Origin of the sequence: Streptomyces sp. NPDC047841, from assembly GCF_040704085.1 — a bacterium.
GTDB lineage: Bacteria > Actinomycetota > Actinomycetes > Streptomycetales > Streptomycetaceae > Streptomyces > Streptomyces argyrophylli.
In genome coordinates this window covers 285621-310718 of the sequence record NZ_JBEYRP010000001.1, presented here as the reverse complement: position 1 = coordinate 310718, position 25098 = coordinate 285621, and the positions used below count along the sequence as shown (strand labels likewise).

General features: G+C 72.2%; 19 protein-coding genes and 2 pseudogenes. 10 read left to right on the top strand and 11 right to left on the bottom strand.

Features of this window, described 5'->3' with window-relative positions; all coding sequences use genetic code 11:
* Positions 1–158: 158 nt before the first annotated feature.
* From AB0947_RS01310 to AB0947_RS01300, 3 genes are all read left to right on the top strand, one after another.
* The gene (locus AB0947_RS01310; protein WP_366748212.1) at positions 159–1124 is read left to right on the top strand and encodes a Rieske 2Fe-2S domain-containing protein; all 966 of its coding nucleotides are present in this window, start codon (positions 159–161) and stop codon (positions 1122–1124) included.
* On the top strand, positions 1108–1653 hold the full coding sequence (locus AB0947_RS01305) for a DUF1360 domain-containing protein (RefSeq protein ID WP_366748211.1): 546 nt from the start codon (positions 1108–1110) through the stop codon (positions 1651–1653). Before AB0947_RS01310 ends, AB0947_RS01305 begins: the two co-directional genes overlap by 17 nt.
* A gap of 70 nt (positions 1654–1723) precedes the next feature.
* Positions 1724–2263 carry a hypothetical protein gene (locus AB0947_RS01300; protein WP_366748210.1) on the top strand — a complete coding sequence of 180 codons (540 nt, stop codon included), beginning with the start codon at positions 1724–1726 and terminating at the stop codon, positions 2261–2263.
* Positions 2264–2288: 25 nt separating this feature from the next.
* Here the strand turns inward: AB0947_RS01300 and AB0947_RS01295 are convergent, their stop codons facing one another.
* Positions 2289–3383 (bottom strand): glutamate--cysteine ligase, encoded by a 1095-nt coding sequence (locus AB0947_RS01295; RefSeq protein ID WP_366748209.1) that lies wholly within the window; start codon positions 3381–3383, stop codon positions 2289–2291.
* 245 nt (positions 3384–3628) lie between these two features.
* Positions 3629–3832, bottom strand: a pseudogene (locus tag AB0947_RS01290) (hemerythrin domain-containing protein); the annotation flags it as partial.
* Positions 3833–4297: 465 nt separating this feature from the next.
* Here AB0947_RS01290 and AB0947_RS01285 point away from each other — a divergent pair.
* The gene (locus AB0947_RS01285) at positions 4298–6364 is read left to right on the top strand and encodes a putative Ig domain-containing protein (protein ID WP_366748208.1); all 2067 of its coding nucleotides are present in this window, start codon (positions 4298–4300) and stop codon (positions 6362–6364) included.
* A gap of 83 nt (positions 6365–6447) precedes the next feature.
* On the opposite strand, the pseudogene AB0947_RS01280 reads toward AB0947_RS01285, so the two are convergent.
* The 3 genes and pseudogenes from AB0947_RS01280 to rpmB form a co-directional block, all read right to left on the bottom strand.
* A pseudogene (locus tag AB0947_RS01280) lies at positions 6448–6570 on the bottom strand (TIGR03769 domain-containing protein); the annotation flags it as partial.
* 61 nt (positions 6571–6631) lie between these two features.
* Entirely contained in the window at positions 6632–6937 is a 306-nt protein-coding gene (rpsN, locus tag AB0947_RS01275) for a 30S ribosomal protein S14 (RefSeq protein ID WP_366748207.1), read from the bottom strand.
* Entirely contained in the window at positions 6937–7173 is a 237-nt protein-coding gene (rpmB, locus tag AB0947_RS01270) for a 50S ribosomal protein L28 (RefSeq protein ID WP_366748206.1), read from the bottom strand. Before rpmB ends, rpsN begins: the two co-directional genes overlap by 1 nt.
* A gap of 83 nt (positions 7174–7256) precedes the next feature.
* On the opposite strand from rpmB, the gene rpmG reads away from it, so the two are divergent.
* Genes rpmG through rpsR form a run of 4 tightly spaced genes read left to right on the top strand, consistent with a single transcriptional unit; the run spans position 7257 to position 9098 of the window.
* Entirely contained in the window at positions 7257–7421 is a 165-nt protein-coding gene (gene rpmG, locus AB0947_RS01265) for a 50S ribosomal protein L33 (protein WP_026252351.1), read from the top strand.
* 5 nt (positions 7422–7426) lie between these two features.
* Positions 7427–7684, top strand: coding sequence for a type B 50S ribosomal protein L31 (locus AB0947_RS01260; RefSeq protein ID WP_366748205.1), 258 nt, complete (start codon positions 7427–7429; stop codon positions 7682–7684).
* A 5-nt stretch (positions 7685–7689) separates the two neighbouring features.
* Positions 7690–8835 carry a GTP-binding protein gene (locus AB0947_RS01255; RefSeq protein ID WP_366748432.1) on the top strand — a complete coding sequence of 382 codons (1146 nt, stop codon included), beginning with the start codon at positions 7690–7692 and terminating at the stop codon, positions 8833–8835.
* A 20-nt stretch (positions 8836–8855) separates the two neighbouring features.
* Complete coding sequence (gene rpsR / locus AB0947_RS01250; protein ID WP_366748204.1) at positions 8856–9098, top strand: 30S ribosomal protein S18; 243 nt, start codon at positions 8856–8858, stop codon at positions 9096–9098.
* A 144-nt stretch (positions 9099–9242) separates the two neighbouring features.
* Here rpsR and AB0947_RS01245 read toward each other — a convergent pair whose 3' ends face one another.
* Both AB0947_RS01245 and AB0947_RS01240 read right to left on the bottom strand, forming a co-directional pair.
* The gene (locus tag AB0947_RS01245; RefSeq protein ID WP_366748203.1) at positions 9243–9401 is read right to left on the bottom strand and encodes a hypothetical protein; all 159 of its coding nucleotides are present in this window, start codon (positions 9399–9401) and stop codon (positions 9243–9245) included.
* Between the two features lie 247 nt (positions 9402–9648).
* Positions 9649–11178: a UDP-N-acetylglucosamine 1-carboxyvinyltransferase gene (locus AB0947_RS01240; RefSeq protein ID WP_366748202.1), complete on the bottom strand. Its 1530-nt coding sequence runs from the start codon at positions 11176–11178 to the stop codon at positions 9649–9651.
* A 446-nt stretch (positions 11179–11624) separates the two neighbouring features.
* Between AB0947_RS01240 and acnA the strand changes: the two genes are divergently transcribed.
* Positions 11625–14342, top strand: coding sequence for an aconitate hydratase AcnA (gene acnA, locus AB0947_RS01235; RefSeq protein WP_366748201.1), 2718 nt, complete (start codon positions 11625–11627; stop codon positions 14340–14342).
* Between the two features lie 190 nt (positions 14343–14532).
* Here acnA and AB0947_RS01230 read toward each other — a convergent pair whose 3' ends face one another.
* From AB0947_RS01230 to AB0947_RS01215, 4 genes are all read right to left on the bottom strand, one after another.
* Positions 14533–17289: a SpoIIE family protein phosphatase gene (locus AB0947_RS01230; RefSeq protein ID WP_366748200.1), complete on the bottom strand. Its 2757-nt coding sequence runs from the start codon at positions 17287–17289 to the stop codon at positions 14533–14535.
* A gap of 913 nt (positions 17290–18202) precedes the next feature.
* A complete protein-coding gene (grpE, locus tag AB0947_RS01225) occupies positions 18203–18652 on the bottom strand; it encodes a nucleotide exchange factor GrpE (protein WP_366748199.1) in 450 nt (149 codons plus the stop codon).
* 2 nt (positions 18653–18654) lie between these two features.
* On the bottom strand, positions 18655–20562 hold the full coding sequence (dnaK, locus tag AB0947_RS01220) for a molecular chaperone DnaK (protein WP_366748198.1): 1908 nt from the start codon (positions 20560–20562) through the stop codon (positions 18655–18657).
* Positions 20563–20597: 35 nt separating this feature from the next.
* Positions 20598–20969: a J domain-containing protein gene (locus AB0947_RS01215; protein WP_366748197.1), complete on the bottom strand. Its 372-nt coding sequence runs from the start codon at positions 20967–20969 to the stop codon at positions 20598–20600.
* 839 nt (positions 20970–21808) lie between these two features.
* On the opposite strand from AB0947_RS01215, the gene AB0947_RS01210 reads away from it, so the two are divergent.
* Positions 21809–25078, top strand: coding sequence for a GH92 family glycosyl hydrolase (locus tag AB0947_RS01210; RefSeq protein ID WP_366748196.1), 3270 nt, complete (start codon positions 21809–21811; stop codon positions 25076–25078).
* Positions 25079–25098 lie beyond the last annotated feature (20 nt).

The window sequence follows — 25098 nt, the reverse complement described above, 5'->3', positions numbered from 1 at the left end:
CCACCTGGCGACCCACACCGCGCCCCTGGACGAGGCGCCGCGGGCCTACGAGATGTTCAAGGAGAAGGCGGACGGCTGCGTGCGCGCGGTGATCCGGCCGGGCGGCTGACCCCGTCCTGGCCCGTTTGCGGCCGGTGGGGATGGGGACCCGGCCGACCATGAGCACAAGGTCACGCTATCCCCGGACAGGGCGCAACCGCCTTCTGCGGCTGCTGGACCGCCTGGAGCGGGAACCCAGGGCCGACGCGGTGATCGACAGGATCCGCAAGGGGGTGCAGGCCCTGCCGCTCGGCGACGGGCGCGACCTCCTGCACGGCAGGTGGCTGGGGCACCCGGTGCATCCGCTGATGGTGCAGGTGCCGATCGGCAGCTGGCTGTCGGCGGCGGTACTGGACGTGTACCCCGGCCGCTCCCGCGAGGCGGGACTCCTGGTCGGCGTCGGCCTGGCCTCCGCCGCGCCCGCGGCCCTGGCGGGCTGGGTCGACTGGGCGGAGCTGCACCCCCAGCAGCAGCGTGTCGGACTGGCGCACGCCCTCGCGAACTCGGCCGCCGTCGGTCTGTACGCCGCCTCGCTCGGCTGCCGCGTCAAGGGACGCGGCGCGGCGGGCCGGGCCTACGGCTTCCTGGGCCTGACGGCGGTCGCGCTCGGCGGCATGCTGGGCGGCCACCTGGCCTACCGCCAGGCGTCCGGCGCCAACCACGCCGAAGAGGTCCCGCACGTCGTCACCGAGGGCTGGCACCGGATCGGAGCCGTGGCCGAGTTCCCGGCCGACCAGCCTGTGCGGCGCAGCGTGGACGACGTCCCGGTCCTGGTCGTCCGGGAGTCCGGCGGGACGATCCACGCCCTGGCCGAGCGGTGCAGCCACCTCGCCGGACCGCTCTCCGAGGGCACGGTCAGCGACGGATGCGTCCAGTGCCCCTGGCACGGAAGCGTCTTCCGGCTCTCGGACGGCTGGAACGTCCGCGGCCCGGCCACCGCGCCCCAGCCGGCGTTCGACACCCGCATCACCGACGGCCACGTCGAGATACGCCTGCGCCGGCAGGACCGGGACGGGCAGCCTTCCGACGAGGCCGGTGCGGGACGGCGACGCACGGGAACGGGAGCCCATGGCTACGGCAGCTGACGGCCGCCCCGCGGGACGTCTGCACGGGCTGCTGCGGCGGACCCGAAGGCGGTACGCGGCAGGGCACGACCGCCCGCTGGGCGGCTACCTCGCGGCCATGGCGGGCTTCGCCACGTACACGACGGCCTGGGCCACCGCCGTACGGCTGCGCGGCCGGCCGCTGCCCGACCGGCCCGAACCGTGGGACGTGGTCCTGACCTCGGTCGCCACGTTCCGGCTCAGCCGACTGCTGACCAAGGCATCGGTCACCAGCCCGCTGCGCGCCCCCTTCACCCGGTACGTCGCCCCGCAGGGCCCCGCCGAACTGCACGAGGAGGCGCGGCGCGAGAACGGCAGGCACACCGTAGGAGAGCTCGCCACCTGCCCCTTCTGCATGAGTGTCTGGGTCGCCTCCACCCTCACCGCCGGCCAGCTCCTCTGGCCGCGCGCGACCCGCACCGCCATGGGCGCGCTCACGGCCCTGGCCGGGGCGGACACCCTGCAACTGGCATACGGCGCGCTGGTCGGGAAGACGACCGCCGGTGAATGACCCGCCGGCGAGGGAGTGAAGGGGACCGGCCGCGCGGGTGAGGGCGGTCGTCGCGGGTACCCGCCGGGGCATGCTCAAGCGCGCACTGTGGCAGGGACTGCTCGCCGGCACCGCCGGAGGGGTCGTCATGACCCTCGGTGAAAAGGTGGAGCAGGCCGTCACCGGCCGGCCCGACTCCCATGTGCCCGCGCGGGTGCTCCAGCGGCTGACCGGCCTGCCCGAACGTCCCGGAAGACAGCCGCTGCCGGTCAACTGGGCCATGCACTACGGCCAGGCCGCCCTCCTCGGGGTGCTGCGCTCGGTGATGGCCCAGACCGGACTGCGCGGACCCCTCGCCTCCGCCAAGTTCGCGGTCGTCCGCCTCACCAACGACCAGATCCTCGAGAACGCGACCGGCGTCGGCGCCCCACCCGGCACCTGGCCCCGCCGGGAGCTCGCCGTGGACCTTCTCCACAAGGCCGTCTACGCCTTCACCACCGGCGCCGTCGCCGACGCACTCGCCGCCCGCGGTGGACCCGGCCCCGGACAGCGCCATGCCGCCGCCCGCCCCGGCCGCCACGCCCACGCCGGCCCTCTGCCCCGCGGACAGGCCTCCGGAGCGGGCAGGTGAGGGTGAGCACGCCGGCCGGCCCCCCTCAGGGCATGGTGCTCTGGGCGAGGATCAGGTCGGTGACCGCGGGCAGGCCGCCTTCGGCAAGGGCGGCCCGCTGCCGGTCCGCGCCGGTGCCGTCCTGCAGAAGCCGGTGCACCAGGGCCGTCACCTGCCGGTTGTCGCCGGACGCGTCGAGCGCGGGGGCGACGTAGCGCAGCAGCTCGTACAGCATCTCGCCGGCCCGGCGCTGCCGGCCGCCCGGATCGACCAGGGTGCTGCTCAGCCCGTGGCGGGCCGCGTGCCACATGCTCGCCTGGAGCAGCTCCTGGTCGCAGTCGAGCGCCGGAGCGCCGGCGGCGGCCTCCGCGAGCACCGTCTCCACCAGGGCCCGGACGAGACCCGCGAGCATCACCGCGTCGTCCGCGCGCAACTGCACGTCGAGACAGCGCACCTCGACGGTGGGGTACCGGGCCGAGAGCCGGGCCTGCCAGTAGAGCTGGCCGGTGTCCGAGATCAGACCGCTCTCCAGCAGCTGCCGCACACGCCGGTCGTGGTCGGCGATGTCGGCGAAGTGCGGGGGCATGCCGCTGACCGGCCAGCGGCTGAAGATCACGGTGCGCCAGCTGGCGAAGCCGGTGTCGTGGCCGTCCCACAGCGGGGAGTTCGCGGACAGGGCGGTGAGGGCCGGCAGCCACACCCGGATCCGGTTCAGGATCTGCACACCGGTGTCCCGGCTGGGTACGCCGACGTGCACGTGCATGCCGTTGACCAGCTGCTCCGCCACGAGCTGGGGCGCCTGGACGAGCATGGCCCGGTACCGGGCCTGGTCGGTGACGGCCACGGGGTGGCCGTGGCGCAGTGGCGGTGTGGCGCAGGCCGCGACCCGGCAGCCGTGCTCCTCGGCGGCCGCCCCGACGGCGTGCCGCAGCCGGAGCAGGTGCCCGCCGACCTCCTCCAGCGTGCCGCACACCGGGGTGGCCACCTCCACCTGCGCCTGCAGCAGCTCGCAGTGCACCTCCTGGTCGGCCACGAGATGCCCCAGACCGGCCGCGGCCCGCACCTTGTCCGCCACGGGCACCGGTAGCCCCGTGACCGGGTCGAGCAGCAGGTACTCCTCTTCGACACCGATCGTCGTCATCGATCGCCTTCTGTTCCGCCCGGCTGTGACACCGGACTGGCTCCCGATGCGCCTGGCCGGTGCATCGCACGGCGAGGGCCCGTCGGAAGGACCGCTCGCCGTGCCCGAGTTGCCGCGGCCGCTCCCCGGTAAACCACCATCCACCGCCGACGAGCCCGGCGCGCTGCCGCGCCCCTCGACCGGTCCCGCCGCCCCGCGGGTCCGCAGGCCGGCGGGCCCGGCGGCTCCGGCTGACGGCGTCGGCCCTTGCCCATGGCCTTGCGGACGGCGTCCTTCGTGCGGTCCATGACGGCGGCCACCGGACCGAGGGCCACGCTGGCGGCGGCCGACTCGACACGGGGGTGCGGCCGGGTGGGAGCCATGGCCCCGGCGCCCCTGACCGCCTTGGCCATCACCGCGAGGTTCGTGACGTCGGTGCTGCGGCGGATGTGCGCGAACTCGTAGCGCTCCGGCACTCTGCCGGTCAGCGGTTCCGATGCCGTCTCCCTCGCGGTTGCCGGTCCCCCTCCGGAGCCGGCCCCGCGCGGCGGCTCTGAGGAAGGGTGAGGGAACGAGCGCTCGCGGTTGCCATCCGGTCCAAGAGCGGCTTTCTGGATGATCAGCAGGATGAGCCCCACCACGGAAGTCGCCAGAGAGCCACCAGGGCCGGTTCTGAGCCCAGCCCCTGACCCAGTGCGCGCCGGCCCCCAGGAGGGGGCCAACCGCATTCTATGGAGAAGCAAAGAATTCGGCCCAGCCCTGCCCGGTACGCCCTGTCAGGGTCTACGTTCCTCCCGCGCCCTGTCATGTCACGCTCACCCCGACATGCGGGCCTGCGAGTGTCATGCTCATGACTGCGCGGTTTGGCCGCCGCTACGCGCGTCACGGGCTGCCCATCCAGTGCGATACCCCACGTCAACCGGAGGCAGTACCCCATGCGTGAGTCACACCCGAGCGGGCCGAGACGGAGTCTGCGAAGACTCGTCGCCGTCACCGTCCCAGCCCTCGCCCTGACCGTCGCCGGATTCACCGCCGCCCCGACTGCCGGCGCCCAGCCTGCCGCGACCTATACGCAGACCTCCAAGGTCACGCAGAACCACAAGGCGCTGACCGCACCCGAGCGGCAGACGTACCACGCCACCGGCAAGGCCGGTCAGAAGGTGCCGACCCAGCATCTGTGCACCACCGCCGGGCCTGGCCACGCGTCCTGTTTCGCCCAACGTCGCACGGACATCAAGCAGCGCCTCGCCTCGGCGCTCGCCGCCGCGCCCTCCGGCCTCTCCCCGGCCAACCTGCACAGCGCCTACAACCTGCCCACCACGGCGGGCTCGGGCATGACCGTCGGCATCGTGGACGCCTACAACGACCCCAACGCCGAGCCGGACCTGGCCACGTACCGCTCCACCTACGGCCTCTCGTCCTGCACCAAGGCGAACGGCTGCTTCAAGCAGGTCGGCCAGACCGGCTCCACCACCTCGCTGCCGGCCAACGACACCGGCTGGGCCGGTGAAGAGATGCTCGACATCGACATGGTCAGCGCGGTCTGCCCGAACTGCAACATCATCCTGGTCGAGGCCAACTCCGCGAGCATGGCCGACCTCGGCGCCGCCGAGAACGAGGCCGTGGCCCTCGGCGCCAAGTTCATCTCCAACAGCTGGGGCGGCTCCGAGGACTCCTCCCAAACCACGGACGACACCCAGTACTTCAAGCACCCGGGCGTCGCGATCACCGTCTCCTCCGGTGACTCCGCCTACGGCGCCGAGTACCCGGCCACCTCCCAGTACGTGACCGCCGTCGGCGGCACCGCGCTCACCACCGCCTCCAACGCGCGCGGCTGGAGCGAGTCGGTGTGGCACACCAACTCGACCGAGGGCACCGGCTCCGGCTGTTCCGCCTACGACCCCAAGCCGAGCTGGCAGACCGACACCGGCTGTGCCAAGCGCATGGAGGCCGACGTCTCCGCGGTCGCCGATCCGGCCACCGGCGTCGCGGTCTACGACACCTACGGCGGCTCCGGCTGGGCGGTCTACGGCGGCACCAGCGCCAGCTCGCCGATCATCGCCTCCGTCTACGCTCTCGCGGGCACCCCGGGCGCGAGCGACTACCCGGCGAGGTACCCGTACTCCCACACGTCCAACCTGTATGACGTGACCACCGGCAACAACGGCAGTTGCTCCCCGTCGTACTTCTGCACCGCGAACGCCGGCTACGACGGCCCGACCGGCTGGGGCACCCCGAACGGCACCGCCGCCTTCACCGCCGGCACCTCCACCGGCAACACGGTGACCGTCACCAACCCCGGCAGCCAGTCCACCACCACCGGCAGTGCGGTCAGCCTGCAGATCAAGGCCGCCGACAGCGCGGGCGCGGCCCTCACCTACAGCGCCACGGGCCTGCCCACCGGCCTGTCCATCAACAGCTCCACCGGCCTGATCTCCGGCACCGCTTCCACCGCCGGCACCTACCAGGTCACCGTCACCGCCAAGGACTCCACCGGCGCTTCCGGCTCGGCCTCCTTCACCTGGACCGTCGGCTCCAGTGGCGGCACCTGCTCCGCCTCCCAGCTGCTGGCCAACCCCGGCTTCGAGTCGGGCAGTACCGGGTGGAGCGCCACCAGCGGTGTCATCGCCAACGGCACCGGTGAGGCGGCCCACGGCGGTTCGTACTACGCCTGGCTGGACGGCTACGGCTCCTCGCACACCGACACGCTGTCGCAGTCGGTGACGATCCCGGCCGGCTGCAAGGCCACACTCACCTTCTACCTGCACGTCGACACCGCCGAGACCACCACCAGCACCCAGTACGACAAGCTGACGGTGACCGCGGGTTCGACGACCCTCGCGACCTATTCGAACCTCGACGCGGGCTCCGGCTACACCCAGAAGACCTTCGACCTGTCCTCGCTGGCGGGCTCGACGGTCACGCTGAAGTTCAACGGCGTGGAGGACTCCTCTCTGCAGACCAGCTTCGTGGTGGACGACACCGCCCTGACGACCGGCTGACCCGCATGAGCTGAGCACTCGATCCCGCACGCGGAAACCGTCCGCGTGCGGGAGACGCCGTTACCAACGCCGACGACGAAGGACACGGTCTCGGTGTCCTGGACCGCCGTCCCGTCGGCGAGTTTGCCGCTCATCTTGAAGGTCAGCCGGCAGGTGCCCTCCTCGGTGAACGCCCAGCCGCCGTGCGCGTGGGTGTTCGCCGGGATGCCGAAGAAGTCCAGGACTCCGTCCTTGCTCGGCTCGCCCTGTGAGCGGATCGGACGTCGCTCACCAACTGCTCTTGGTCACGCCGGGCAGTTCGCCGGCGTGTGCCATCTCGCGTACCCGGATGCGGGACAGGCCGAAGGTGCGCAGGTGGCCGCGGGGGCGTCCGTCCACGGCATCGCGATTGCGCACGCGGGTGGCGCCGGCGTCACGGGGCTGCCGACGCAACTCCCGCTGAGCCGCGGCCCGGTCGTCCTCCGAGCTGCGGGGGGACGCGATGATCGCTTTCAGTGCGGCACGCCGTGCGGCGTAGCGCGCCACGACGAGGCGCCGCTGCTCGTTCTTCGCGATCTTGCTCTTCTTCGCCATCAGACCTTCCCTCCCCGGGCGCGGATGCGGGCCACCGCGGCTTCGATGCCGATCGTGTCGATGGTCTTGACGCCCTTGGCGGACAGGGTGAGGCGGACGTGGCGGCCCTCGCTGGGCAGCCAGTAGCGCTTGCGCTGGATGTTCGGGTCGAAGCGGCGCTTGCTGCGCCGGTGGGAGTGGGAGATGTGGTGGCCGAAGCCGGGCCGGCGGCCGGTGAGTTGGCAGTGGGCGGACACGGGTTCCTCCTCGGTGGGTCGGTGAGGACAGCACACTAGCAGTCAAATGAAAATGAAAATCAAAGTCGTGTATGGTGCCGCCCATGGCCCGTAACGAACTCCGCCCGATCATCAAGCTGAGGTCCACCGCCGGGACCGGCTACACCTACGTGACCCGCAAGAACCGCCGTAACGACCCCGACCGGCTGACGCTGCGCAAGTACGACCCGGTCGTCGGCCGCCACGTCGACTTCCGTGAGGAGCGCTGAGAGCCATGAAGCCCGGAATCCACCCCGAGTACCGCCCGGTCGTCTTCCGCGACCGCGCCGCGGACTTCGCCTTCCTCACCCGCTCGACGGCCACCAGCGACAGGACCGTCGAGTGGGAGGACGGCAACACCTATCCGGTCATCGACGTCGAGATCTCCTCGGCGAGCCACCCCTTCTACACCGGCACCCAGCGAGTCCTGGACACCGCCGCGCGGGTCGAGCGCTTCGAGCGGCGCTACGGACGCGGACGAGGTGAGCGGTGAGCGGGCTGCCGGTCGCGATCGTCGCCGGACTGCACGCCGACGCCCGCCGCGCCGCTGTCGAGGAGATCCTGCGCACGGTCCCCGGCTCCATCGCGCTGCACCACGACCTGACGTCCGCCGTCGACAGCGCCGTGCACCGCACGGTCCGCGACGCCGCCGGCCTGCTGGGCCACGGCGACGCTCCGCTGGTGAACGACTGCGCGTGCTGCGCACTGCGTGAGGACCTGGTCCCCGAACTGCTGCGGCTCGCCGAGGAGGACAGGTACCGGCTGGCCGTCGTGGAACTGTGGGACTCGGTCGAGCCGCAGGCCATGGCGGCGGTCATCGCCGGCGCGGGGGCGCCGCTGGTGCTGACCGGCGTCGCCACCGCGGTCGACCCGGCCCTCGTGCTGCCGTACCTGGCCAATGGCGACGACCTGGCCGACGCGGGCCTCGCCGCCGCCCCGGCCGACCAGCGCACCGTCGCAGACACCTTCGCCCGGCAGCTGGAACACCCGACGGTGATCGCCGTCGTCGAGAACGGCTCGTCGGGGGAGAGCGCCGACGACGCCGACCGTGCTCTGCTTGCCCAGCTCACACCAGGTGCGCGAAAGCTGCGCGTGGACGGCGGGGCCCTGGGGCCCGCCCTGCTGGCGGGCTTCGACGTGGCGGCGGCCGCCGCCCGCCTGCACCCGGCGTGCGCGCTGCTGCCGCAGGAGTGCGACGAACACGGCGTGACCACCCTCGTCTGGCGGCGCACCCGGCCCTTCCACCCGCAGCGCCTCTACGCCGCTCTGGAGGACCTGACCTGTGCCGCCGCGCGCAGCCGTGGGCGTTTCTGGTTGGCCGACCGCCCCGACACCCTGCTGTCCTGGGACGCCGCGGGCGGTGCCCTGTGCGTGGAGTCGGTGGGTCCCTGGCTGGCCGCTTTGCCGGACGCCGCGTGGGAGATGGTGCCCGCCGAACGCCGTCTCGCCGCTTCCCTCGACTGGCACCCCGAACACGGCGACCGCTGCCAGTACCTCACCTTCACTTCGCCCGGCCTGGACCGCGACGCTCTGCCGGCCCTGCTCGACTCGTGCCTCCTCACCGACGACGAGTACGCGGCCGGCCGAAAAGGCTGGCGACAACTCCCGCACGTCTTCGACGACTTGCTCGACCCAGTGACCTGACAGGAAGGACCGACCTCACCATGCCCCGACGCACGAGCACCGGGCGGCAGACCACCAAGCGTCAGCGCGTCAACCCGCTGGACGCCGCCGGCATCACCTATGTCGACTACAAGGACACCGACCTGCTGCGGAAGTTCATCTCCGACCGCGGGAAGATCCGCAGCCGTAGGGTGACCCATGTGAGGCGTCAGCAGCAGCGGCAGACAGCACAGGCCATCAAGAACGCACGGGAGATGGCGCTCCTGCCCTACGGCACCCGGTAGCCGGCACAGCCGAACGGATCGCCCCGGCGCCGTCACCGCTTCTCGTACGGGTTCGACGGCTCGGCGACCTGGCGGACCGTATTCACGTCCAATACGGGGGGCCAGGCCGCTTCCGAGCCCAGCCGCACGAGACCGGCAGCCGGGTCACGTACCAGTGTCGCCGTCCCCATGGGTGACGAAACCGCTCAGCCGGACCGTACGGCCCTTCAGGGAGTGCCCGCTGTCGTACATCGCCGGGGAGGCGAAGGCAGTCACGCTCAGGCCCACCGGGTCGCCGGCGGGCAGCGCCCGGAACGTGCCCACACCCTGCGCCGCGCGCCGCGCCTCCTCAGGTCACCACGCAGGCCCTCGTGCAGGACGGTGCGGTACAGGCCCATGCGCCGCCCCGCGCAGGACGGACTCCCGGCCTTGACGCTCCGCGCGTCTGCGCGAAGGAGAAACCGATCCGACCAGGGATTTTCTGGGAGCGCCCGGCACTCGCGCCACGAGCTCCCTCCCGCCCCGCGAACGTGCGGTCAGGAGGGAGCTCGCGGTGCCATTCCCAGGGCTCTCAGATGTCCCGGAAGATCTCGATCTGGGCCCCGATCGAGTTCAGGCGCTCGGCCAGGTCCTCGTAGCCGCGGTTGATGACGTACACGTTGCGCAGCACCGACGTGCCCTCGGCCGCCATCATCGCCAGCAGTACGACCACCGCGGGACGCAGGGCCGGCGGGCACATCATCTCGGCGGCGCGCCAGCGGGTCGGGCCCTCGACCAGCACCCGGTGCGGGTCCAGCAGCTGGAGCCGTCCGCCGAGGCGGTTGAGGTCGGTCAGGTAGATGGCCCGGTTGTCGTACACCCAGTCGTGGATGAGGGTCTGGCCCTGCGCCGACGCGGCGATGGCCGCGAAGAACGGGACGTTGTCGATGTTCAGGCCGGGGAACGGCATCGGGTGGATCTTGTCGATCGGCGCCTCCAGCTTGGAGGGGCGGACCGTGAGGTCGACCAGCCGGGTGCGGCCGTTGTCCGCGAAGTACTCCGGCGACCGGTCGTGGTCGAGGCCCATCTCCTCCAGGACCGCCAGCTCGATCTCCAGGAACTCGATGGGCACCCGGCGCACCGTCAGCTCCGACTCGGTGACCACGGCGGCGGCCAGCAGGCTCATCGCCTCGACCGGGTCCTCGGAGGGGGAGTAGTCGACGTCCACGTCGATGTCCGGCACACCGTGCACGGTGAGCGTGGTGGTGCCGATGCCCTCCACCCTGACGCCCAGCGCCTCCAGGAAGAAGCACAGGTCCTGGACCATGTAGTTCGAGGAGGCGTTGCGGATGACCGTGACGCCGTCGTGCCGGGCGGCGGCCAGCAGCGCGTTCTCGGTCACCGTGTCGCCGCGCTCGGTCAGCACGATCGGCCGGCCGGGACGCACGGAGCGGTCCACCCGGGCGTGGTAGTGGCCCTCGGTGGCCGCGACGTCCAGACCGAACCGGCGCAGCGCGATCATGTGCGGCTCGATGGTCCGCGTACCCAGGTCGCAGCCACCGGCGTACGGCAGCTTGAAGCCGTCCATGCGGTGCAGCAGCGGGCCGAGGAACATGATGATCGAGCGGGTGCGGACGGCGGCCTCCGCGTCGATCGCGTCCATCTCCAGCTCGGCGGGCGGGACGAGTTCGAGGTCGACCCCGTCGTTGATCCAGCGGGTGCGCACGCCGATGGAGTTGAGCACCTCCAGCAGGCGGTACACCTCCTCGATCCGCGCCACGCGGCGCAGCACCGTGCGCCCCTTGTTCAGCAGCGAGGCGCACAGCAGCGCCACGCACGCGTTCTTGCTGGTCTTGACGTCGATGGCGCCGGACAGACGGCGGCCGCCGACCACGCGCAGATGCATCGGACCCGCGTAGCCCAGCGACACGATCTCGCTGTCCAGGGCTTCACCGATTCGCGCGATCATCTCAAGGCTGATGTTCTGGTTGCCGCGCTCGATGCGATTGACGGCGCTCTGGCTGGTGCCGAGCGCCTCCGCGAGCTGCGCCTGTGTCCAGCCCCGGTGTTGCCGGGCGTCACGGATGAGCTTGCCGATGCGTACGAGGTAGTCGTCTGACATGAGGTCGAGGTTATCTCAGATATGAGATGGCGCCTGTCAGGGGGTCCATTCGGGTGATGTCGGTGACGGACTGTCAGGGCTGGTCGCTCCAGGGCACGCTGGGTGACCGGAAAGGGGTGGATAAATCCACCGATGTCGTCCGGTTCGGGGCTCGGTGCGGTAGGCGGTCGTCTGGTGCGCGCCCCGGCCGCCGAGGGCCCCGCCGGCCGGGCGGGTCCGCTGTCGTGGTGCGGCGCGTGGTGCACGGGCACACCGGGGCCGGGTCGGGCATGACCGGACCGCGCCCATGTATTAGAGTTATCTCGACATCGAGATATCTGCCGAGGCGCACCGTAGCCGCCACTCCAGTAAGGCTTGCCTAACTTAGCCTGACCTTACTGGTTCGGCCAAGCCGGCGAGGCGGCACGATTGACGGTGGTACGCGCACATCAATGAAGGAGACTGTCGTGTCGGCGAACAGCTTCGACGCCCGCAGCACGCTGCAGGTGGGCGACGAGTCGTACGAGATCTTCCGGCTGGACAAGGTGGAGGGCTCGGCCCGCCTGCCGTACAGCCTCAAGGTCCTGCTGGAGAACCTGCTCCGCACGGAGGACGGCGCGAACATCACCGCCGACCACATCCGCGCCCTCGGCACCTGGGACTCCCAGGCCCAGCCCTCCCAGGAGATCCAGTTCACGCCGGCCCGCGTGATCATGCAGGACTTCACCGGCGTGCCCTGTGTCGTGGACCTCGCCACGATGCGTGAGGCCGTCAAGGAGCTGGGCGGCGACCCGGCCAAGATCAACCCGCTGGCGCCGGCCGAGCTGGTCATCGACCACTCCGTCATCGCCGACAAGTTCGGCACGAACGACGCCTTCAAGCAGAACGTCGAGCTGGAGTACGGCCGCAACAAGGAGCGCTACCAGTTCCTGCGCTGGGGCCAGACCGCGTTCGACGAGTTCAAGGTCGTCCCGCCGGGCACCGGCATCGTCCACCAGGTGAACATCGAGCACCTGGCCCGTGTCGTGATGGTCCGCGACGGCAAGGCCTACCCGGACACCCTGGTCGGCACCGACTCGCACACCACCATGGTCAACGGCCTCGGCGTCCTCGGCTGGGGCGTCGGCGGCATCGAGGCCGAGGCCGCCATGCTCGGCCAGCCGGTCTCCATGCTGATCCCGCGCGTCGTCGGCTTCAAGCTCACCGGTGAGCTGCAGCCCGGCACCACCGCCACCGACCTCGTGCTCACCATCACCGAGATGCTGCGCAAGCACGGCGTCGTCGGCAAGTTCGTCGAGTTCTACGGCGAGGGCGTGGCCGCCACCTCGCTCGCCAACCGCGCCACCATCGGCAACATGTCGCCGGAGTTCGGCTCCACCGCCGCGATCTTCCCGATCGACGACGAGACCCTGAACTACCTGCGCCTGACCGGCCGCTCCGCGCAGCAGGTCGCCCTGGTGGAGGCCTACGCCAAGGAGCAGGGCCTCTGGCTGGACCCGGCCGCCGAGCCCGACTTCTCCGAGAAGCTGGAGCTGGACCTCTCCACCGTCGTGCCGTCCATCGCCGGCCCGAAGCGCCCGCAGGACCGCATCGTCCTCGCGAACGCCGCCGAGCAGTTCAAGCTGGACGTCCGCAACTACGTCGACGACATCGACGAGGCGGGCAAGGAGTCCTTCCCGGCCTCCGACGCCCCTGCCGTCGCCCCGAACGGCTTCCCGAGCAACCCGGTCCCGGTGACCGCCCCCGACGGCACCACCTACGAGCTGGACCACGGTGCGGTGACGGTCGCGGCCATCACCTCCTGCACCAACACCTCCAACCCGTACGTCATGATCGGCGCCGCCCTGGTCGCCAAGAAGGCGGTCGAGAAGGGCCTCACCCGCAAGCCGTGGGTCAAGTCCACCCTCGCCCCGGGTTCGAAGGTCGTCACCGACTACTTCGACAAGGCCGGCCTCACCCCGTACCTGGACAAGCTGGGCTTCAACCTCGTCGGCTACGGCTGCACCACCTGCATCGGCAACTCCGGCCCGCTGCCGGAGGAGGTCTCCAAGGCCGTCAACGACCACGACCTCGCGGTCACCTCGGTCCTCTCCGGCAACCGGAACTTCGAGGGCCGCATCAACCCCGACGTCAAGATGAACTACCTGGCGTCCCCGCCGCTGGTCGTCGCCTACGCCATCGCGGGCTCCATGAAGGTGGACATCACCCGCGACGCCCTCGGCACCGACCAGGACGGCAACCCGGTCTACCTGAAGGACATCTGGCCCACCGAGGCCGAGGTCAACGACGTCGTCGCCAACGCCATCGGCGAGGACATGTTCGCCAAGTCCTACGAGGACGTCTTCGCCGGCGACGCCCAGTGGCAGTCGCTGCCGGTCCCGACGGGCAACACCTTCGAGTGGGACCCGGAGTCCACCTACGTCCGCAAGCCCCCGTACTTCGAGGGCATGGGCATGGAGCCGACCGCGGTCGAGGACATCTCCGGCGCCCGTGTCCTGGCCAAGCTGGGCGACTCGGTCACCACCGACCACATCTCCCCGGCCGGCGCCATCAAGGCCGACACCCCGGCCGGCAAGTACCTCACGGAGCACGGCGTCGAGCGCCGCGACTTCAACAGCTACGGCTCCCGCCGCGGCAACCACGAGGTCATGATCCGCGGTACGTTCGCCAACATCCGCCTGCGCAACCAGATCGCGCCTGGCACCGAGGGCGGCTACACGCGTGACTTCACGCAGGACGGCGGCCCGGTCGCCTTCATCTACGACGCCTCGCAGAACTACCAGGCCGCCGGCATCCCGCTGGTCGTCCTGGCCGGCAAGGAGTACGGCTCCGGCTCGTCCCGCGACTGGGCGGCCAAGGGCACCGCGCTGCTCGGCGTCAAGGCCGTCATCGCCGAGTCCTACGAGCGCATCCACCGCTCCAACCTCATCGGCATGGGCGTGCTCCCGCTGCAGTTCCCCGAGGGCGCCTCGGCCCAGTCCCTCGGCCTGACCGGTGAGGAGACCTTCTCCATCTCCGGCGTCACCGAGCTGAACGAGGGCCGTACGCCGCGCACGGTCAAGGTCACCACCGACACCGGTGTCGAGTTCGACGCGGTCGTCCGCATCGACACCCCCGGTGAGGCCGACTACTACCGCAACGGCGGCATCATGCAGTACGTGCTGCGCAGCCTGATCCGCAAGTAGGCGGCAGGGCACGGCACAGCCGTCAGGGCCGTATCCCCGGTGCCGGGGGTACGGCCCTTCGCCGTGCCCGTGCCCGTGCCCGTGGCCGCTGCGGCGAGTGCGCCCGTACCGCTTCACCCGCGCGCGGCCCGCTCGCGCCCTCGTGGGCCTCTCAGGGGACGGAGCGCCCGGCCGGGCGCGGGCTGAACCGTCAGTCCGCGAGGTCCCCGAGGTCTCCCGGGTCTTCCAGGTCCCCGAGGTCTTCCAGGTGTGAGAAGTCCCCGAGCAGCCGGGTGGGGTCCGGCGCCGCCAGCTCCGCCCAGATCACCTTGCCCTGGGGTGTGTAGCGGGTGCCCCAGCGCTCGGCGAGCCGCGAGACCAGGAACAGGCCCCGGCCGCCCTCGTCGGTCGTCGCCGCGTACCGCAGGTGCGGTGAGGTGCTGCTGCCGTCGGCCACCTCGCAGATCAGCGTGCGGTCGTGGATGAGCCGCACATGGATCGGGTCGGAGCCGTACCGGATGGCGTTGGTGATCAGCTCGCTCAGCACCAGCTCCGTCCCGAACTCCAGCTCGGACAGTCCCCACTCGGCCAGCTTCGCCGAGACCACCCCGCGCATCCCCGACACGGCGGCCGGGTCGCGCGGCACGTCCCAGTCGGCGACCCGGTCGGCCGGCAGGGCCCGGGTGCGCGCGACGAGCAGGGCGACGTCGTCACCGGGACGCTCGGGCAGCAGTTGCTCCAGCACCGCCCGGCAGCTCTCCTCCGGTGAGCGGCCGGGGTGACCCGCCAGGGCCCGGCGCAGCAGCTCCATGCCCTCGTCCAGGTCGCGCCTGCGGTCCTCGATCAGACCGTCGGTGTACAGGACCAGCTGGCTGCCCTCGGCCAGCTCCAGCTCGGCCGTCTGGAACGGCAGGCCGCCCAGGCCCAGCGGGGGACCGGCCGGCACATCGGGGTAGGTGACGCTGCCGTCGGGGTGGACCAGCGCGGGCGCGAGGTGCCCGGCGCGGGCCATCACACAGCGGCACGTGACCGGGTCGTAGATCGCGTACAGGCAGGTGGCGCCGACGATCTCGCCGGACTTCTCCGGGCAGGGCTCGTCCTGGTCGAGGCGGCCGACCAGCTCGTCCACGTGCTGGAGCAGCTCGTCGGGCGGCAGGTCGAGCGTGGAGAAGTTGTGCACCGCGGTCCGCAGCCGGCCCATCGTCGCGGCGGCGTGCAGACCGTGTCCGACCACGTCACCGACGGCCAGCGCCACCCGGCTGCCCGACAGCGGGATCACGTCGAACCAGTCACCGCTCACCCCGGACTGCGCCGGCAGATAGCGGTAGCCGACCTCCAGGGCGCTCTGCTCGGGCAGGGCCCGGGGCAGCAGACTGCGCTGCAGGGTGACCGCGAGGGCGTGCTCGCGCGTGTACCGGCGGGCGTTGTCGATGCTGACCGCGGCCCGGGTCACCAGCTCCTCCGCCAGGGCCAGCTCCTCCGCGTCGAAGGGCTCCCGCTTGGACCGCCAGAAGTTGGCCATGCCCAGGACGACACCGCGCGCCCGGATGGGAGCGGCGATGAGCGAGTGGATGCCGAAGTCCAGGATCCGCCCGGTCCGCTCGGGGTCCTGCGCCCGCCAGCCCTCGGCCTGCGACAGGTCGGTCACCAGCTCCGCGCGTCCGGCGCCGTAGCCGCGCGCCTGCGGGGTGGAGGGCAGGAAGTCGATCAGCCGGCCCAGCTCGTAGAGGGGGTGGTCGTCCTGGATGCCGCTCACGACGACCCGGCGGACGTGGGGCGCCGTCGGCGCCGGTTCCTCGCCGTGCAGGACGGCGTCGGCCAGGTCGACGGTGACGAAGTCGGCGAACCGGGGCACGGCGACCCGCGCGAGTTCCTCGGCCGTGCGGACCACGTCCAGGGTGCTGCCGATGCACAGCCCCGCGTCGTACAGCAGCTCCAGCCGCTCGCGGGCGGCCTCGGCCCGGCCGGACACCGCCTGGAGCTCGGTGGAGTCGCGGAGCGTCACGACGGTGCCCCGGGGGCCGCCCGCGTACTCCGTGGGCCGCTGGTTGACCGCCAGCAGGCGCCCCTTGGCGAAGTGCACCTCGTCGCTGGCCTCGCGCCCGGAGACGAGCAGTTCCACCGTCGCCGGGTCGAGTTCCCCGAGCTCCCGCACCGTGCGCCCCTCGGCGTCGGGGGGCAGCTCCAGCAGGCGCCGGGCCTCGTCGTTGACGAGCAGCAGCCGGCCGTCGGGGCCGACGATGACGACGCCCTCCCGCACCGAGTGCAGGACCGCGTCGTGGTGCTCGTACATGCGGGTCATCTCGTCCGGGCCCAGGCCGTGGGTCTGCCGCCGCAGCCTGCGGCCGACCAGGGCCGTGCCGCCGGTCGACACCACGAGCGCGCCGGCCCCGGCGGCGAGGATGATCGGCAGCTGCCGGTCCAGCTCGCTGGTGACGTGCTTGACCTTCAGCCCGGCGGAGACGAGGGCGACGACCTTGCCGTGGGCGTCGTCCACGGGCACGGTGGCCTGGACCTCGTGGCCCAGCGGGCCCTGGACGCTCTCGGTGTAGACCTTCCCGGCCAGCGACGGCCCTATATTGCCCACGAACCGCTCGCCGATCCGGGCGGGTATGGGGTGGGTGTAGCGGGTGCCGTGGGTGTCCATGACCACGATGAAGTCCACCCCCGCCGATCTGCGTCCCGCCTCGGTCAGCGGCTGGAGGACACGGGACGGGTCGGGGCTCCGCAGGGCGCGCAGCAGGCCCGGGGAGTGGGCGAAGGTCTGCGCGACGGCTATGGACCGCCGCCTGGCCTCCGTGCTGGTGTCCCGCCTCGACTGCAGTACGAGAGCGACGACGGCGCAGATCACGAGCAGCACCACCAGCGCCACCTGGAGCAGGAAGACCTGTCCGGCGACGCTGCGGGGGCTCTTGCCGATCACAGTGCGCCAGGAGAGGCGCCTGAATCGGACAGGTGCGTCCGACATGCGGCATTTGTAGCACCGCGTTCCGCCGGATGGCTACGGTCCGTCCATGAGATGGACGGGCCGGACCTCCGGCCTGCCGACCGCACGCGGGTCCGTGGGCGACGGGTACGGCACCCCACCTGCGCCGGCGACACCGGCCGGGCGGGGCGCGTCCGCGCCTGGCCGCGGCGGCCCTGGGGGCGGTCATCGGGCCGGGCCCGTGGGGGCGCGGGTGGGGCCGGACGCCGGGGTTGGTGGTTGCGGCGGCTCAGTGCTCACCGACGGGTCGGGTGGGGGTGCGGGTGCGGGTGCGGAGGCTGGGGGCTGGGCCGCGATCCGAGGGCCGGGTGGGGTGCGAGCACGCCTGGCTGCGGTGGTTCGGAGGGCTTTTCGGACCGGGTCCGTGCGGCGCGGGTGTGGCGGCTGCGGCGGCGCTTCGGCCTGTCAGTCGGGGCGAGCTGGGGACGGCGGTTGCGGCGGCTCAGTGCTCGCGGGCGCGAAGGCTGGGCTGGGCCGCGACCCGTTGGCCGGGTGGGGTGCGGGCACGCTCGGCCGCGGTGGGTTCGTCTGCGGAAGGCTGCGGCCGTCCCGGGGCGGTCGGCCGGGCCGGGCTCCGTGAGTCGGCGGCCACGGCACCGCCGGCCTGCCCAATCTGCGCGGGTGCTGCGGATGCGCCGGTCCGTGCGCTGCCGGCCGGGCAGGGCGCGTCCGCGCCCGGCGACGGCGGATCAGCCCCCGTCCCGCCCCGGCCAGCCGGGGCACCCGCCGCGCCCCGGACCGCACCCTGATTCCTGACCGCCCGCCCCGCCTCCCCGGTCCCCGGGCAACCTCCACTCCCCGGGGGCACCCTCGCCCACCCCCGGGGCACCCTCGCCCACCCCGGGGTCACCGCGGTCACCGTCGCTCGTTCAAGGCCCCGCCCCCGCCCCCGGCCTCACGGCGGTCCCGTCACCGTCACGCGGGCGGGGCGCAGGAGGCGGTCGCCGATGCGGTAGCCGGGGTGCAGGATCTCCGCGCAGACCAGCCGCCGCGCGCCCGGCGCCGCCTGGTGCGCGACCGCCTCGTGGCACGCCGGGTCGAACGGCTCGCCCTCCTCCCCGAACGTCTGCAGCCCCAGCGAGCCCAGCTGGGTCCGCAGGGTGTCGGCGATGTCCTTCAGGCCGGGGGTCAGCGGCTCGTGCGCGCACGTCCGGTCCACGGCGTCCACCACCGGCAGGAGGGCCGTCAGCACGTTGGCCACGGCGATCTCCCGCACGGCCATGCGGTCCCGCCGCACCCGCTTGCGGTAGTTGTCGTACTCCGCCTTCACCCGCTGGAGATCGGCGGTGCGCTCCCGCAGCAGGCGCTCCACCTCGTCCGAGCTCCGCGTCCGCGCCCCGTCCATCGTCAGCCCGCCTCCGGCTTGTCGTCGTCGACGATCTCGGCGTCCACCACCTCGTCGTCCCCGCCGGAACCCGCCTTACCACCGGCACCGGCACCGGCACCGGCACCCGCACCGGCCTGGCCGCCCTGGCCCGCCTCCCCGCTCTGCGCGGCCTGCTCGCTGCGCGACCGCTCGTACAGCGCCGTACCGATCTTCTGCGCGGCCTGCGCGGCATGGTCCAGGGCCTGCCGGATGCCCGCCGTGTCCTGCGACTTCAGCTTCTCCTTCAGCTCGGCCAGCGCCGTCTCCGTCTCGGACTTCGCGTCCGCCGGGATCTTGTCGCCGTTCTCCCTGATCAGCTTCTCGGTGGAGTAGACGAGCTGCTCGGCCTGGTTGCGCGTCTCCGCCGCCTCCCGCCGCTCGCGGTCCTCCTCCGCGTGCTGCTCCGCCTCCCGGACCATCCGGTCGATGTCGTCGCGGGGCAGCGCCGAACCGCCGGTGACGGTCATCTTCTGCTCCTTGCCGGTGCCGAGGTCCTTCGCCGAGACGTGCATGATGCCGTTGGCGTCGATGTCGAAGGCCACCTCGACCTGCGGCACCCCGCGCGGGGCGGGCGCGATGCCGCTGAGCTCGAACATGCCGAGCTTCTTGTTGTACGCGGCGATCTCCCGTTCGCCCTGGTAGACCTGCACGGTCACCGAGGGCTGGTTGTCCTCGGCCGTCGTGAAGATCTCCGCACGCCGGGTCGGGATGGTCGTGTTCCGCTCGATCAGCTTGGTCATGATGCCGCCCTTGGTCTCGATGCCGAGGGACAGCGGGGTGACGTCGAGCAGGAGGACGTCCTTGACCTCGCCCTTGAGCACACCGGCCTGGAGGCTGGCGCCGACGGCCACCACCTCGTCCGGGTTCACGCCCTTGTGCGGCTCCTTGCCGGTCAGCTCCTTCACCAGCTCGGTCACGGCCGGCATCCGCGTCGAACCGCCCACCAGGACCACGTGGTCGATGTCGGACACCTTGATCCCGGCGTCCTTGATCGCGTTGTGGAACGGCGCCTTGCAGCGCTCCAGCAGATCCGCGGTCAGCTGCTGGAACTGGGCCCGGGTGAGCTTCTCGTCCAGGTGCAGCGGACCCTCCGCGGACGCGGTGATGTACGGCAGGTTGATCGAGGTCTCACTGGACGACGACAGCTCGATCTTCGCCCGCTCCGCCGCCTCCCGCAGCCGCTGCACGGCCATCTTGTCCTTGGCCAGGTCCACGCCGTAGTTGTTCCTGAACTGCGTGACCAGGTGGTCCACGACCCGCTGGTCCCAGTCGTCGCCGCCGAGACGCGTGTCGCCGTTGGTGGCCTTCACCTCGATCACGCCCTCGCCCATCTCCAGCAGCGACACGTCGAAGGTGCCGCCGCCCAGGTCGAAGACGAGGACCGTCTGGTCGTTCTCCTTGTCCAGCCCGTACGCCAGCGCCGCCGCCGTCGGCTCGTTGATGATCCGCAGGACGTTCAGGCCCGCGATCTCACCGGCCTCCTTGGTCGCCTGGCGCTGGGCGTCGTCGAAGTACGCGGGCACGGTGATCACCGCGTCGGTGACGTCCTCGCCGAGGTACGCCTCCGCGTCCCGCTTCAGCTTCTGCAGCACGCGCGCGGAGATCTCCTGCGCGGTGTACCGCTTGCCGTCGACGTCCCCCTGGTCGGGGAACCGCCACGCATGGTCCCCCATGTGCCGCTTGACCGAGCGCGCGGTGCGCTCCACGTTCGTCACGGCCTGCCGCTTGGCGACCTCGCCGACCAGCACCTCGCCGTTCTTGGCGAACGCGACGACCGACGGCGTGGTCCGTGCGCCCTCCGTGTTGGTGATGACGGTGGGCTCGCCGCCCTCCAGGACGGAGACCACCGAGTTCGTCGTACCGAGATCGATTCCGACCGGACGCGCCATCTGCGTGCTCCCTCTTGTTCGTCGGCTCCTGTGCCCTACGGCCGCTCACCGGGTTCCCAGTGCACCGGTCCCGCGCGCAGCGGCGGCTCGGCAGCCGTGCCGCCCGGCACCAGGAGGTACCGGAGGCGGGCCGGCGGGCTCGCCGCGGCGGCGCCGGACGGGGCGCGGTGCCGCCGCCGGGACGACCGCTCGTGCGCCCGGTCGTAGGCCGCGCGCCGCACCGGGTCCCGGAGCGTCTCGTACGCCGTGCGCAGCTCGGCGAACCGGGCCGCGGTGACCGCGTCCACCCGGGTGTCCGGCCGCAGTTCCCACGCCCTGCGGCGGAAGGCGGAGGTGATCGCCTCGGCCGGGGCGGAGGGTGCCGTACCGAGCACCGCATACAGGTCCAGCTCCACCGTGCGGGTCACCTCCTCACCCACCGCGAGCTGCGCGTTTGAAACCGAATTGCCTATCAATCGGGATAAAACTTGAGTGGACTCATGTCAAGGGTGACCTGCGCCGAAGCCGGACCGGCCGCTCCGGCACCCTCCGTCGCCGCAGGACGCCGAGCAACTCGCCGGCCTCCTCGGGCGGCGGTCGACGTCGAACAGCCGGGTACCCACTCCGCAGCACCACGAAGTCCCGTCCGCGCGGATGCCGCCACTCGCCCGGAGGGCGCGGCCGTCGCGGGCGTCACTCCGGCACCCCCGGCGGCGGGCGCCACCGGTCGGGCCCGTTCCGCGCGTCCTTGATTCGCCACGTGGGGTCACGAGGGGACCGGCAGGTCCATGAGCGCGAGTCCGGCCGGATCGAGGGCGGCTCGCCTCCCGGTGCGATACGGAGCCGGGCAGCGAAGGGCGGGCCAGGGGGCCCTTGCGCCCCGGGCCCGCTCGCCAGGGGCGACCGGTGCTGCGCTGGTCACGGGAACACGGCGGCGTGCTCTGGGCGGACCCGGTGGCATACGCACCGGGTCCGCGAGCCGGGCAGGCGAGGGGGGTGGGCTGCCTGTCCGGAGGGGAATGACCTGAAACCGCGTGGCTTGTGCGGCGAGATGGCGTGCGACATCGTTGTCAGTCGTCGTGCTCATGACTCTACCGCCTCAACCGACAACGATGTCAACCCACTTGGCTGGGCCGGCCGGGTGATGAGGGCGTACGCCTCCCGGCGCGCACGCGGTCTTCCGTGGTACCGGTGGCGCACGTTACTGTCCCTGCGGCTTGTGCGACCTGTGGTGCGCGACCCGTCCGTTAGGAGGAAGGGCCGCGTCATGCGTTTCAGACCCGCTTCCCTGCTGCTGTCCGCGCTCCTCGCGACCGCCGGCACAGCGACTCCCGCCCTGGCGGCGACCACCGCACCCCCCGGCCTCGTCAAGGACCCGACCCCGTACGTCGATCCGCTGATCGGCACCAGGAACGGCGGCGACGTCTTCCCGGGCGCCGTCGTGCCGTTCGGCATGCTCTCCTGGAGCCCGGAGAACACGCGCGGCGACGCCACGAGAACCGCAGCGCCGGGCGGCTACCAGTACGACGCCACCCGCATCCGCGGCTTCAGCCTCACCCACATGTCCGGCACCGGCTGCGCCGGCGGCAGCGGGGACATCCCGTTCTTCCCGTACGCCGGCGAGGTCACCTCCTCCCCGGCGAGCGACACCAAGGACGCCGTCTACGCCTCCGACTTCCGGCACGCCGACGAGACCGCCGAACCCGGCCACTACGAGGTCGGCCTTGCCTCCGGCGTCACCGCCGACCTCACCGCCACCGCGCGCACCGGCTCGGCCCGCTTCACCTACCCGGCGGGCAAGCCCGCCTCCCTGCTCGTGCGCACCGCCAACTCCGAGGTCGGCTCGGAGGACTCGACGGTCACGATCGACCCGGACACCCGGACCATCTCCGGCTCGGTCACCTCCGGCAACTTCTGCGGCTACCTCGACCCCGAGGGCCAACGCTCCTACTACACCCTCTACTTCACGGCCCGCTTCGACCGCGCCTTCCAGGCCACCGGCACCTGGCACGACGACCGGCTGGACCCCGGCTCGCGCGAGGCGTCCGGCGGCACCGGCGGCTTCTCGCACGGCGGGCGGCCGGTCGCCGGCAAGGGCGCGGGCGGCTACGTCGAGTTCGCGCCCGGAGACGGCCCGGTCAACGTCAAGGTCGGCATCTCCTACGTCAGCCGGGAGGCCGCCGCCGCCAACCTGGCCGCCGAGAACCCGCCCGGCCGGTCCTTCGACGCGGTCCGCCAGGCGGCCCGGCGGGCCTGGCGGGAGCGGCTCGGAGCCATCCGGGTCGGCGGCGGCACGGACGCCGACCGCACCACCTTCTACACCGCGCTCTACCACGCGCTGCTGCACCCCAACGTCATCAGCGACGCCGACGGCAGGTACCGGGGCGCCGACGGCCGCGTGCACAGGGTCGACCGTCGCCGGCACGCCCAGTACGGCACCTTCTCCGGCTGGGACGTCTACCGCGACCAGGTCCAGCTGCTGACACTGCTCGACCCGCGCACGGGCTCGGACATCGCGCAGTCCCTGTACGAGCTGGCCCGGCAGAACGGCGGTGTCTGGGACCGCTGGCTGCACGGCGGGAGCGGCACCCACGTCATGAACGGCGACCCCTCGCCGACCGCGCTCGCCGGCATCCACGCCTTCGGCGGCACCGACTTCGACCTCGAAGGAGCCCTGGGGTCCCTCGTGCGGGCGGCCACCGTCCCGACCCCGCAGGACCTGTCCCCGGCCGGCAAGCCCGTACTGTCGGCGGGCCAGCGCCCCTCCCTCGACAAGTACCTCGAGCTGCACTACATGCCGAGCGTGTCCAACGCCTGGGGCGGGGCCGCCGAGACCCTGGAGATGTCCACAGCGGACTTCGCGATCTCCCAACTGGCCCGCGCGGCCGGGGAGAAGGGCACGGCGGACACCTTCGCCCGGCGCGCCCAGTGGTGGCAGAACAACTTCAACGTAGCCGCCGCGCCGGACGGCGGCTACATCGCCAACCGCAAGGCCGACGGCAGCTGGGTCACCGGCTTCACCCCGGACACCGGCAACGGCTTCGTCGAGGGCACGGCCGCCCAGTACACCTGGATGGTCCCGCACGACCCGGCGGGCCTCTTCGCCGCGCTGGGCGGCCGGGACAAGGCGCTCGCCCGGCTGGACGACTTCTTCCACGACGCCGACGGCGGCTGGGCCTTCACCGGCAACGGCGGCACCAAGTCCGAACTGGACAACGAGCCCTCGATCAACGTCCCCTACCTGTACGACTACGCCGGCGCCCCCTACAAGGCGCAGCAGACCGTCCGCGCGGCGATGCGGCAGCTGTGGTCCACCGAGCCCGGCGGCATCCCGGGCAACGACGACCTCGGCGCGATGTCCGCCTGGTACGTCTTCTCGGCCCTCGGCATGTACCCGCAGGTGCCGTCGCGCGCCGAACTGGTCCTCGCCTCACCGCTGTTCGAGCGGATCGAGATCGACCGGCCGCACGGCAACGACATCTCCGTCCGCGCCACGGGAGCGGCGGCCGACGCGCCGTACGTCCGGTCCCTGAAGGTGAACGGCCGCAGCAGCGACCGGCCGTGGCTGCCCGCGTCCTTCGTCCGCGACGGCGGCCGGCTCGACTACACGCTGTCCGCCACCCCGGACCGGAACTGGGGCGCCGGCAGCCCGCCGCCGTCCTTCCGGCAGGGCGAGCAGCCGTACCAGATCGGCGTCGGGCCCACCACGGCCACCCTCGCCCCCGGTGACAGCACGAAGATCGGCATCCGTGCGCTGTCGCTGACCGGCGGCACCGGCCCCGAGGTCCGCTTCCGGGTGGAGACCCCGGCCGGGGTGACGGCCACGCCCGCCGAGGGCAAGGTCACCGACGGCGCCCAGGAGATCACGCTCACGGCGGCCCGGGACGCCGGGCAGGGCTTCGCCGACGTCCGGGTCACGGTGACCTCGGGCGACTCCTCCTACGAGCAGCCGGTGGCGCTCACCGTGGCGGCCCCGGGCACCCTGCTCGCCGCCTACAACAGCACCGGCGTCTCCGACGACGACGGCGACCACGACGAGGCCGACTACGACGGCGGCGGCTGGAGCTACTCCCGGCAGGCCCTCGCGGCGGCGGGCCTCAGCCCGGGCAAGCAGGCCACGGTCGGCGGTCTCGCCTTCACCTGGCCCGCCTCGCCCGCCGGCCGCCCCGACAACGCCTCGGCGTCCGGCCAGACCATCCTGCTGGACAGCCCGGCGGACGAGCTGTCCTTCATCGGCAGCGCCGTCAACGGCAACCAGCAGACCAAGGCGACCGTCGCCTACACCGACGGCACCACCGGCACCGTCGACCTGTCCTTCACCGACTGGACCGTGGGCGGCGGCGGTGGCTCCGTCCAGTACGGCAACGAGGTCGTCGCGAAGACCGCGTACCGCAACGTCGCCGGCGCGGACAAGGACCCGGTGGCGACGTACGTCTTCGCCACCAAGCCGTACCAGGCCCCGGCGGGCAAGCAGATCAAGAGCGTCACGCTCCCGCGCAACACGGACCTGCACGTGTTCGCCCTCGCCACGGGCTGAGCGCACAGGCTGAGCGCACC